This is a genomic window from Stenotrophomonas sp. PS02301 (genome assembly GCF_029959485.1).
Taxonomy (GTDB): domain Bacteria; phylum Pseudomonadota; class Gammaproteobacteria; order Xanthomonadales; family Xanthomonadaceae; genus Stenotrophomonas; species Stenotrophomonas maltophilia_Z.
In genome coordinates this window covers 1-10,991 of the sequence record NZ_JASCOO010000125.1, presented here as the reverse complement: position 1 = coordinate 10,991, position 10,991 = coordinate 1, and the positions used below count along the sequence as shown (strand labels likewise).

At 66.7% G+C, this 10,991-nt stretch carries 9 protein-coding genes; 5 read left to right on the top strand and 4 right to left on the bottom strand.

Annotated elements, in window-relative coordinates; translation table 11 throughout:
* Positions 1 to 198: 198 nt before the first annotated feature.
* Complete coding sequence (locus QMX81_RS19200; RefSeq protein ID WP_121042919.1) at positions 199 to 1,290, bottom strand: OmpA family protein; 1,092 nt, start codon at positions 1,288 to 1,290, stop codon at positions 199 to 201.
* Between the two features lie 373 nt (positions 1,291 to 1,663).
* Between QMX81_RS19200 and QMX81_RS19195 the strand changes: the two genes are divergently transcribed.
* From QMX81_RS19195 to QMX81_RS19175, 5 genes are all read left to right on the top strand, one after another.
* Entirely contained in the window at positions 1,664 to 2,689 is a 1,026-nt protein-coding gene (locus QMX81_RS19195; protein ID WP_282263862.1) for a zinc-binding alcohol dehydrogenase family protein, read from the top strand.
* A gap of 98 nt (positions 2,690 to 2,787) precedes the next feature.
* A complete protein-coding gene (locus QMX81_RS19190) occupies positions 2,788 to 3,399 on the top strand; it encodes a hypothetical protein (protein WP_282263861.1) in 612 nt (203 codons plus the stop codon).
* 104 nt (positions 3,400 to 3,503) lie between these two features.
* A complete protein-coding gene (locus tag QMX81_RS19185) occupies positions 3,504 to 5,537 on the top strand; it encodes an NADPH-dependent 2,4-dienoyl-CoA reductase (RefSeq protein WP_282263860.1) in 2,034 nt (677 codons plus the stop codon).
* Positions 5,538 to 5,827: 290 nt separating this feature from the next.
* Positions 5,828 to 6,286 (top strand): cell wall hydrolase, encoded by a 459-nt coding sequence (locus QMX81_RS19180; protein WP_088435200.1) that lies wholly within the window; start codon positions 5,828 to 5,830, stop codon positions 6,284 to 6,286.
* Positions 6,287 to 6,375: 89 nt separating this feature from the next.
* Complete coding sequence (locus QMX81_RS19175; RefSeq protein ID WP_121042912.1) at positions 6,376 to 6,987, top strand: glutathione S-transferase N-terminal domain-containing protein; 612 nt, start codon at positions 6,376 to 6,378, stop codon at positions 6,985 to 6,987.
* Between the two features lie 77 nt (positions 6,988 to 7,064).
* Here the strand turns inward: QMX81_RS19175 and QMX81_RS19170 are convergent, their stop codons facing one another.
* The 3 genes from QMX81_RS19170 to prpE form a co-directional block, all read right to left on the bottom strand.
* Entirely contained in the window at positions 7,065 to 8,126 is a 1,062-nt protein-coding gene (locus QMX81_RS19170; RefSeq protein WP_282263859.1) for a suppressor of fused domain protein, read from the bottom strand.
* A 72-nt stretch (positions 8,127 to 8,198) separates the two neighbouring features.
* Positions 8,199 to 8,693: a hypothetical protein gene (locus QMX81_RS19165; protein ID WP_282263856.1), complete on the bottom strand. Its 495-nt coding sequence runs from the start codon at positions 8,691 to 8,693 to the stop codon at positions 8,199 to 8,201.
* A 231-nt stretch (positions 8,694 to 8,924) separates the two neighbouring features.
* On the bottom strand, positions 8,925 to 10,802 hold the full coding sequence (prpE, locus tag QMX81_RS19160; protein WP_282263854.1) for a propionate--CoA ligase: 1,878 nt from the start codon (positions 10,800 to 10,802) through the stop codon (positions 8,925 to 8,927).
* Positions 10,803 to 10,991: the final 189 nt, after the last annotated feature.

The following is a 10,991-nucleotide window of genomic DNA, read 5'->3' as shown; positions in this document are numbered from 1 at the left end:
CGGTAGGCCCCTGGGCAAAATCAAGGAGGAGGCCGTCGCCGCAAGGCGGCGGCCGGGGGACATTTGCCAAGGGGCCTACCGGTCGCTACGGGGCGTGACGCGCTCGGAAGGGCCCAACTGTCGAGTTGAGAGAAGACAAAAAAAAACAGGGCCCGGCAATGCCGGGCCCTGCTTAGTGAGACTGTACTACCAGAAGGATTAGTTCTGGACGTTCAGCTCGGTACGACGGTTCTTGGCGCGGCCTTCCGGGTTATCCGAACCATCCGGGTTGGTGTTCGGCGCAATCGGGCGGCTCTCGCCGTAACCGATCGGACCGACCAGACGCGAAGCGTCAACGCCGTTCTGGGTCAGGTAGTTGTACACCGAGGTAGCACGACGCTCGGACAGCTTCTGGTTGTAAGCGTCGGTACCCTTGGAATCGGTGTGACCGGCCACTTCAACGCGCAGATCCGGGTAACGCTTCAGGATTTCCGAAGCCTCGCTCAGGATCGCAACCGCGTCCGGACGCAGGTTCGACTTATCGAAGTCGAAGTTCACGCCCTTCAGATCGATCGACACCGGGACCGGGCAACCGTCCGGACCGATGGTCTGACCCGGCTGCGAGTTCGGGCACTTGTCGTCGCAGTTGTTGACGCCGTCACCGTCGTCATCCAGATCGGCGCAGCTCGGCGCAACCGGAGCCGGAGCCGGCACGGCAGCAACCGGGGCCGGGCCCAGCGGGATCACGACGCCGACCGAAGCCAGCACGTCGCCGAACCAGTCTTCGCTCGGAGCAGCAATGCTCTGGTCGTCGAAGTCAGCGCGGTAGGCCACTTCGGCACGCACGGCGACGCGCTTTTCGAAGGTGGTCTGCAGGCCGACGCCGACCTTGGCGGCGAAGTTGCCGTCCTTGCGCTCACGCGGACCATTGGTGTTCAGTGCCGGATACTCTTCTTCCGACTTCTGGTAGCCCAGACCCATCAGCAGGTAGGGGTTCCAGCCGCGGCCTTCCTGGATGAAGTGGCGACGCAGGTCGAGCGAGGCGCCGTACTGGCTCCAGTTCAGATCCTGGTTGGCGTCGAAGTTCGGATTCTGGTAGTTCAGCTCGCCATCCAGCGACCAGTTGGGGCTGATGAACTTACCGAGGCCCAGGGTAACGAACGGAGCGTCGTTGGTCAGACGGTCGCTATCCTGGAAGTTGAAGCCGGCCGAACCGGTCAGGTACCAGCGGTCGTCAAAATCCTGCGCCGATGCAGCCTGGGCGAAAGCCAGACCGCCCAGCAGCGCGGCAGTGAGGATCTTCTTGTTCATTGAGTACAGCTCCTATTTCGGGGGTATGAAACCGGTAGAGGCATGGGCCAGCACTACTGCGTCGTTTTCAGACTGCCGATTCAGCACGCCACCGCCGCGAACATTATGCTCAGGCGAGTGAAGGTGATGTTAACAGTCCCGTAACATGTGAAGACGACCGCCAGACCTCTACCGGGTCCAGCTGGTGGCACCCTATACAGGTTGATGAAATTCCGCAAGACCCAGCAATGACAAGGGTTTTGCCTAATTCAGGCGACGTCGCGACACATTTTTCACGTGAGGGTTCAAATGCCGATTGCGCCTTGATTCAGCGCAAAAACAGCGACGTCGTGATCCGTATGATGAGGGTGCCCCCCTCGTTTCCGGAGCCGATATGAAAGCCGTGGGACTGACCCGATATCTGCCGATTGACGACCCCGCCGCACTTCAGGACCTGAGCATTGCGCCACCGGGCGCGCCGCAGGGACGCGACCTGCTGGTGCGAATACAGGCTGTTTCCATCAATCCGGTCGACACCAAACAACGCGCGCCGCGCCCGCAGCAGGAGAATCCTGCGCGGATCCTGGGGTATGACGCGGCCGGCGTGGTCGAGGCGGTAGGCCCGGAGGTCACCGCGTTCGCCCCCGGTGATGAGGTGTATTACGCGGGCGATGTCACCCGCTCGGGTTGCAATGCGCAGTATCAGTGGGTGGACGAACGCCTGGTCGGGCGCAAACCCACCACGTTGGATTTCGCCGAGGCCGCCGCGTTGCCGTTGACCACGCTGACCGCGTGGGAACTGCTGTTCCAGCGCATGCCGCTGCACCTTGAAGACCGCCGCCATCGCGGGCAGCACCTGTTGATCATCGGCGGTGCCGGCGGCGTCGGTTCGATGGCGACCCAGCTCGCGCGCCATGCCGGCTTCAGCGTGATCGCCACCGCCTCGCGCGAGGAAACCCGTGCGTGGTGCATGCAGATGGGCGCCGACCACGTGATCGATCATCGCCAGCCGCTGGCTGCGCAATTGCAGGCACTGGGCATCGCGCAGGTGCAGGTGGCGCTGAATCTGGCCGACACCGACCAGTACTGGGAGGCGCTGGGCGAGCTGCTGGCCCCGCAGGGACATGTGGGGCTGATCGTTGAACCGCGCGGACCGTTGCGCATCGGCGATCCGTACAAAGCCAAATGCATCGGCATCCATTGGGAGTTCATGTTTGCCCGGTCGCGCTTCCAGACCGAGGACATGATCGAACAGCACCGCATTCTGAGCCGAGCCGCCAGCCTGATCGACGCGGGCGAACTGCGCACGACCGCACATACGCATCTGGGCTCGATCACCGCAGCGAACCTGCGTGAGGCATATCGCCAGCTGGAAGGCGGCGGCGTGATCGGCAAACTGGTGCTGTCCGGCTGGGACTGACGCGCGCGGCAATGTGTCTGCGCAGATTCGCGCGTATCTGTATCTGTCGGCGGTGCGAAGGGCCCCCTACAGTCAGTGGCCCTTCCGGTGAAACCGACATGCCCACGTCCCTGCCCCTGCGCCTGCTGCAACTCCTGCTTGGTCTGTTCCTGTATGGCTTCGGCGCGGCGGTGATGATCCGCGCGGCGATCGGCGTGGCGCCCTGGGATGTGCTGTCACAGGGCATCGCGCTGCAGACGCCGCTGTCCTTCGGCGTGGCCACCAACGTGATCGGCGCGCTGGTGTTGCTGCTGTGGTGGCCGATACGGCAGAAACCCGGCCTGGGCACCGTGCTCAACGTGCTGCTGATCGGCCCCAGCGCGCAGTTCGGGCTGTGGCTGCTGCCGCAGGTGCAGGGACTGGCCTGGCAGATCCCGATGTTCATCTGCGGCCTGCTGCTGGTCGCGCTGGCCACCGGCCTGTACATCGGCGCGCGCTTCGGCCCCGGCCCCCGCGATGGCCTGATGACCGGCCTGCACGCCCGCACCGGCTGGCCGATCTGGATCGTGCGCAGCGCGATCGAAGGCACCGTGCTGGTGATCGGCTGGTGGCTGGGCGGCAATGTCGGGGTCGGCACCCTCGCGTTCGCGCTGCTGATCGGCCCGCTGTGCGGCGTCACCCTGCCGCTGTTCGGCATCCGCAAGCCCAGCCCGGCAGCCGCCACGCCCTAACGGGCGTCCGTGCCGACCGATGGTCGGCAGTTGGCGGACACCTGCCCTTGCTCTTCAAGGACATTCGCGGCACCCTGCGGGCTTCCGTACGCAAGCGTATCCACATGTCGCCAGCCGCCGAATCCACCGCCTACCCGCATCTGTTCACCCCGCTCGACCTGGGCTTCACCCAGCTGCGCAACCGGGTCCTGATGGGGTCCATGCACACCGGCCTGGAAGATCGTGCGCGCGATTTTCCGCGCTTGGCGGCCTATTTCGCCGAGCGTGCCGCCGGCGGCGTCGGGCTGATCGTCACCGGCGGCTTCGCGCCCAACGTGGTCGGCTGGCTCAAGCCGTTCGGTGGCAAGCTGTCCTGGCCGTGGGAAGTGCGACCGCATCGCCAGGTCACCCGGGCCGTGCACGACAACGGCAGCAAGATCTGCCTGCAGCTGCTGCATGCCGGCCGCTACGCCTACCACCCCCTCTCGGTGGCCCCCTCCAAGCTGAAGGCCCCGATCAACCCGTTCACCCCGCGGGCGCTGTCCGCGCGCGGGGTGGAGCGCCACATCGCTGATTACGCGCGCAGCGCGCGGCTGGCCCGCGAGGCCGGCTACGACGGCGTCGAGGTGATGGGTTCGGAAGGCTATCTGATCAATGAGTTCATCGCCCCGCGTACCAACCAGCGCACCGACCGCTGGGGCGGCGACGCGGCACAGCGCATGCGCTTCGCCGTCGAGATCGTGCGCCGCATCCGCGAGGCCTGCGGGCCGGACTTCATCATCATCTACCGGCTCTCGCTGGTGGATCTGGTGCCCGACGGCAGCAACTGGGCCGAGATCGTGCAGCAGGCGCAGGCGATCGAGGCGGCGGGCGCCACGCTGATCAATTCGGGCATCGGCTGGCACGAGGCGCGCATCCCGACCATCGCGACCTCGGTGCCACGCGGCGCCTTTGCCGGGGTCACCGCCAAGCTCAAGCCGCATGTCCGCGTGCCGGTGATCGCGACCAACCGCATCAACATGCCCGACGTGGCCGAACGCATCCTTGCCGCGGGCGGGGCCGATATGGTGTCGCTGGCGCGGCCGCTGCTGGCCGACCCGCAGTGGGCCAACAAGTCACGCGCCGGGCGTCCGGAGGCGATCAACACCTGCATCGCCTGCAACCAGGCCTGTCTGGACCACGTGTTCGAGAACAAGACCGCCAGCTGCCTGGTCAACCCGCGCGCCGTGCACGAGACCGAGCTGGTCTACCACCCGACCAGCGCCCCGCGCCGGATCGCCGTGGTCGGTGCCGGCCCGGCCGGGCTGGCCTGCGCGTCGGTCGCCGCCGAGCGTGGCCACGCGGTGACGCTGTTCGACGCCGGCAGCGAGATCGGCGGGCAGTTCAATGTCGCCAAGCGCATCCCGGGCAAGGAAGAATTCCACGAGACGCTGCGCTATTTCCGCCACAAGCTGGGCGAGACCGGTGTCGAGGTGAAGCTGGGCACCGTGGCCGACGTGGCCGCGCTGGCCGGTTTCGACGCGGTGGTGATCGCCACCGGCATCACCCCGCGCCGGGTGGATTTCCCCGGCGCCGACCACCCCAAGGTGGTCACCTACCTGGATGTGCTGCTCGGCAGGGTCCAGGTGGGCGAGCAGGTCGCGATCATCGGCGCCGGCGGGATCGGCTTCGATGTCGGCGAGTTCCTGGTCCACCAGGGGCCCTCCTCCGCGCTGGACCCGGCACGCTGGATGGCCGAGTGGGGCGTGGACCCCAGCTTCGAGGGCCGGGGCGCGCTGGCCAAACCGGCACCTGAAGCACCCGCGCGCAAGGTCTGGCTGCTGCAGCGCAGCCCGGGCAAGCCCGGCGCCCGGCTGGGCAAGACCACCGGCTGGATCCACCGCGCCACGCTCAAGGCCAAGGGCGTGAGCATGCTGGGTGGCGTGACGTACCTGGGCGTGGATGACAGCGGCCTGCGTATCGGCGTGGACGGCCAGGAACAGCTGCTGCCGGTGAGCCATGTGGTGGTCTGCGCCGGCCAGGAACCGCGCCGTGATCTGCACGCCGCGCTGCAGGCCGCCGGCATCCATGCGCAGCTGATCGGCGGTGCGGACGTGGCCGCCGAACTCGACGCCAAGCGCGCGATCGATCAGGGCAGCCGGGTCGCCGCCGCGCTCTGATCCGGGTCGAAACCGACCTGAATACGGGGCTGAACGGCCGATTCAGCCCCGCCTCCGAACCTGAATGTCAAGCGTTCGGGTTCAGGATGTATTGGGAAATCCCCCCCTATCGTGCGCCAACTTTCCCGCTCACCACCCAGTTCGAGTGAGCGCGCGGACCCCACGTCTATTCGGGTCCGCCCCCGGGCGGCCCCGATGGTCGCCTCCCCATGACGCCAAGTCGTACCCACGCCCCGTCCGCATGATCGGATGGAACAGCCAGGTGCGGCCCACACGGAGCAAGGAGATTTATGAAACTGGCCTGGATTCTCTGGCTGTCACAGTTGTTGCCGCAGCCTGCCGCCGATTCGTTGTGCCTGAGCACGACCGTCTACCTCGAAGCGCGTGACCAGACCCTGCGCGGCCAGCAAGCCGTCGCGGAAGTGGCCCTGCGCCGCCTGGACAGCGGCCTGTGGGGCGACTCGATGTGCCAGGTGGTGACCGCCCGCAAGCAGTTCGCCCCGACCATCGTCGCGCCCGGCACCCAGCTCGGCAACGCCGATGCCTGGCAGGAAGCGATGACCGTGGCCTTCGATGCCGAGCGCAACTGGGCCCTGCCGGCCGGTGAGCGCAAGGAGATCGTCCCGGGTGCGAGCCACTTCGCCGCCCTGGCAATCGCCAACCCGAGCTGGCGCAACGCCTACCAGGTGGCCACCATTGGCGATCACACCTTCTACCGCGTGCAGAAACTCAAGCCGCGCGCGTCGTAACGATCTGTTACGGCCATACCGTTGAGGATGCGAGGCCGGCTCTGGAATAGTGGGCGGCTCACCTTCCACCCATCCGCAACGGAGTTCCCATGAAGCTGTACAGCAAGCCCGGAGCCTGCTCCACCGCCGATCACATCGCACTGCAGTGGACCGGCCAGCCGTTCGAGGTGGAACTGCTCGACAAGGACACCCTGAAGGCCCCCGCCTTCCTGGCCATCAATCCGGCCGGTTCGGTCCCGGTGGTGGTCGACGGCGATTTCGTGCTGACCCAGAACGCGGCCATCCTGGGTTACATCGCCGATACCTACCCGCAGGCCGGCCTGACCGGTGACGGCAGCCCCAAGCAGCGCGCCGAAGCCACCCGTTGGCTGTCCTTCGTCAATTCGGACCTGCACCCGGCATTCAAGCCGCTGTTCGGGCCGGCCACCTTCATCGAAGACGACACCCAGTACGACGCGCTCCGCGCCACCGCCCGCAAGCGCCTGCGTGGCCTGTTCGAGCGCGCCGATGCGCAGCTGGCCGACCGCCCCTGGCTGGCCGGGTTCCGCAGCTTCGCCGACCCGTACTTTTACATCACCCTGCGCTGGGCCGCGGGCGCGAAGATCGACCTGAGCGGCCTGGACAACATCGCTGCCTTCAAGCAGCGGATGGACGCCGATGCCGGCGTGCAGGCGGTACTGAAGGCCGAAGGCCTGAGCTGACCGGTGCGGCTGACGTAGACGGATAAGAAGAAGCCCGGCAGTGCCGGGCTTTTTCGTTTCCAGCGCGTGCGAGGTGATCAGCCAACGACCTCGACCACAGTGCCCTCGGCATCGCGCAGTTCGCTCGGCTCCACCACCACCTGCAGCGCCGGCCAACCCGGGATCGCATAGGTCCCGCGGCGTGGCTGGACCGTGGCGACCAGCGCCTGCACCGTGGCCGGTGCCAGCTGGCAGTCCAGCGCATCACCCTCGACCACCAGCGCATTGGCGGCCGCCGGCGACAGCGTGATCTGCCGATCGTTGCCGACCAGCGTCAATGGCTGGCCGAACAGCAACCGCGCCGGCAGCAACGCGAGCAGCGATTCCACCTGGCGCGCGCCCAGCGTCACCGTCAACTGCTGCCCTGCGCCCTCGCCCTGCACCGACCCGCCCAGCTTTTCCAGGAACAGATAGGCCGTCTGCGAGCCCTCGCGTGCCGCACCCTCGGCCACGGCGGCCGCCAGTGCGGGATCGTCCAGCAGCGAGCCACGCGCGATATCGGTGATCCACAGCGGCATCTTCGGCAGCAGCGCCTCGAGCACGCCGGTGGTCGACCAGCGCTTCACCGCCTCCATCTCGTCATCGGTCAGCCCGATCACCTGCAGGAACGCCAGCGAACCGTTGGGCGTCTCGCGCGGCGGCAGCTGCGGGTCGCGCATGAAGGCGACGTGCCGCAGTGGCGTATCGGTGTCGGCGGCGATCGGCCCGCCCGCATTGAGGTAGTGGCCCTGCTGGAACACCTTGCCGTTGGCGAACACGTAGCGCGCCAGGTTCTGCAGGAAATTCATCGCCCACGGCGGTGGCTCGCTGCCTGCCGCAGCGGCAACCCGGACGCTCAGCTCGAAGCCGTAGCCACTGGTGGCCGGATCATCGCTCTCTTTTTCATACAGCTCGGAGAAGCCATAGCTGACGAAGTGCCAGTGCGGCAGCGGCGCATCGTTCCAATATGCGCTGATGCCGTCCAGCGGGTCCTCGCCACCCAGCAGCGAACGCAGCACCGGGCCGTAATGCTGCGGCGCCTGCGTGGGATACACCGCCTTCAACGCGGCATCGATGGCATCCCACCCGGGGGCGCCGTCGTCCTCGATCTCATCCACCATCGCCATCCTCCCGCACACGAAACAGCACGCATTCTAAACAGCGTGCTGCCTGGCTGCCGTCGACGTATCGCCTCAGGCGATCACGACCTCGGTGTGCAGCAGCGCGTGCGTTTCTTCCAGCCAGCGGTTGGCCAGTGCCGGGCTTTTCGCCTTGCTGATCGCAGCGGCCAGGTCCGGCCACAGCTTCTCCAGGCCGCCGGCATCGGTGCAGCGCTCGACTTTCAACTGCATGAAATACCCCTTCAGACCGAGATGCCTGCGCACCGATTCGCTCATCCAGTCATACAGCCGCTTGTACAGCTCCGGATCCTGTTCGCGCCCGGCGGTCAACGCTGCAGCGATGACCGGTGCGGCACTCCCGCCGACGATCTCGATCAACCCCAATGCCGACAGCTGCGCCAGCGCATCGTCCGGTGCGCGCAGGCCCGGCAACAACGCGGTCAACGCGGTGTCATCGCGCTGACCATCGACCATCAGCAGCATGGACCGCAGCGCAGGCGGCAAGCGCCGCGCACGGTCCTCGATTTCCTGACGGCCAGCGGCCGTCTTGGCCTGGATATACGCCATGTGTTCCCCCTTCACGTGGTGCCCTATCACACGCGTCGGCCGGCCGTTCGCCGCTACCTGCGCGCCCCCTGTGATCTTCCAGGCCATCAATGTCCGGCGGCCGCCCCAGGCGCGCCGTATCCCCAGCGCGCGCGTGCCGCCGGCAAGACCCGCACCGATCACGTCCGCAGCTTACCCGAGCGTTCGTGTCGCCGGTAATGCGCTGCAGCATCGTGCGGGGGGCCTACCGGGTCAGCTCCCCAGCGCGCGCCGGATCTCGTCCAAGGCCGCCGGGTCGTCCAGGGTCGACAGATCCCCTGGATCACGCTCCTCCGCCAGCGCCTGCAGCGAGCGTCGCAGCAGCTTGCCCGAACGCGTTTTTGGCAGCGCGTTGACGATATGGATGTGCGCCGGCCGCGCGACCGCGCCCAGGGTATTGGTCACCCGCTGCATCATCTCGGCCGCCACGGCACTCCCGTCGCCCTGCAGGGCCTGCTTGAGGGTGACGAACACCAGCGGCACCTGGCCCTTGAGTTCATCCTTGACCCCGATCACGGCGGCCTCGGCCACCAGCGGATGGCCGGCGATGCATTCTTCGATCTCGCGCGTGCCCAGGCGGTGCCCGGCCACATTGATGACATCGTCGGTGCGGCCGAGGATGAAGGTGTAGCCGTCTTCGTCCTGGATCGCCCAGTCCAGCGAGCTGTACAGCAGTTCCTTGAAGTGGCTGAAGTAGCTCTGGATGAAGCGCGCGTCGTCCTTCCAGACCGTGGTCATGCAGCCCGGCGGCAGCGGCGGGATCATCACCAGCACGCCCTTCTGCCCCGGCGCGACGGTCTCGCCGGTGTTCTCGTCGATCACCTTCATCCGGTAGCCGAGGTTCGGAAAACCGGGCGAGCCGAAGCGCACCGGTTTCATGTCCACGCCCGGCAGCAGGGTCAGTGCCGGCCAGCCGGTTTCGGTCTGCCAGTAGTTGTCGATGATCGGCTTGCCGAGTGCGTCGTTGATCCAGTGCGCGGTCGGCTCGTCGAGCGGTTCGCCGGCGAGGAAGACGTACTTCAATGCTTCCAGATCGTGGCGGCGGATGAAATCGGCGTCGTGTTTCTTGAGCACGCGGATCGCGGTCGGCGAGGAGAACAGCGTGCGCACGCCGTACTGTTCGCACAGCGCCCACCAGATGCCCGGGTCCGGGTGGGTCGGCAGCCCTTCATAGAGCAACGAGGTGCAGCCGCCGATCAGCGGGCCGTACACGTTGTAGGAATGCCCGACCGCCCAGCCCACATCCGAGGTGGAGAACATCACCTGGCCGGGCTTGCAGTCGAACACCGTCTCCATCGACTGCGCCATCGCGACTGCGTAGCCGCCGACATCACGCTGCACGCCCTTCGGCTTGCCGGTGGTGCCGGAGGTGTAGAGCAGATAGCTCGGCTCGCTGGATTCCAGCCACACCACCGGTACATCCTGGTCACCTACCTCGGCACGCAGCGTGGCGTAATCGACGTCACGACCGGGCACCTTCGGCTCGGCCGGGTCCAGCCCGCGTGAGACGATCAATACATGCGGTGGCGGCGAGGCGGCTTCGGCGCAGGCGGCATCGACCATCGCCTTGTACGGAATCACTTTGCCACCGCGCTTGCCGGCGTCGGCGGCGATCAACAGCTTCGGTTCGGCGTCATCGATGCGCAGTGCCAGGTTGTGCGCGGCGAAACCGCCGAACACCACCGAGTGGATCGCCCCGATGCGTGCACACGCCAGCATCGCGAACACCGCTTCGGCCATGTTCGGCATGTAGATCACCACGCGGTCGCCGCGCTGCACGTCCAGCCGCTGCAGCACGGCGGCGAAGGCATTCACTTCGCGGTGCAGCTCGCGGTAGGTGATCTCGCGGGTAACGCCGGTTTCGCTGGAGATGGCGACGAGGGCGAGCTGGTCGGGACGGTCGACCAGATGGCGGTCCACCGCGTTGTAGCAGAGGTTGGTTTCCCCGCCGACGAACCAGCGCCGGAACGGCGGATTGCTGTAATCGAGGATCTGCTGCGGCGGTGTATGCCAGTAGATGCGCTGGGCCTCTTCGCCCCAGAACGCCTCGGGTTCATCGACCGAACGTCGATAGACATCTTCGTAACGCATGACAGCCCTCCCAGACAAAGTCATGGGATCGAGCATAGTCCGATGGTGAGGCGCGGGCCGTCCGACCTTGGTCGTAGGGCCGGTCGGTGGGTGGGGCGCTGCCCCCCCATACCCTTGTAGGCGAAATAAAGGAGGAGGGGGCGGCCGCAGGCCGACGCCGGAGGACATTCGCCGGAAAGGGTATGGGGG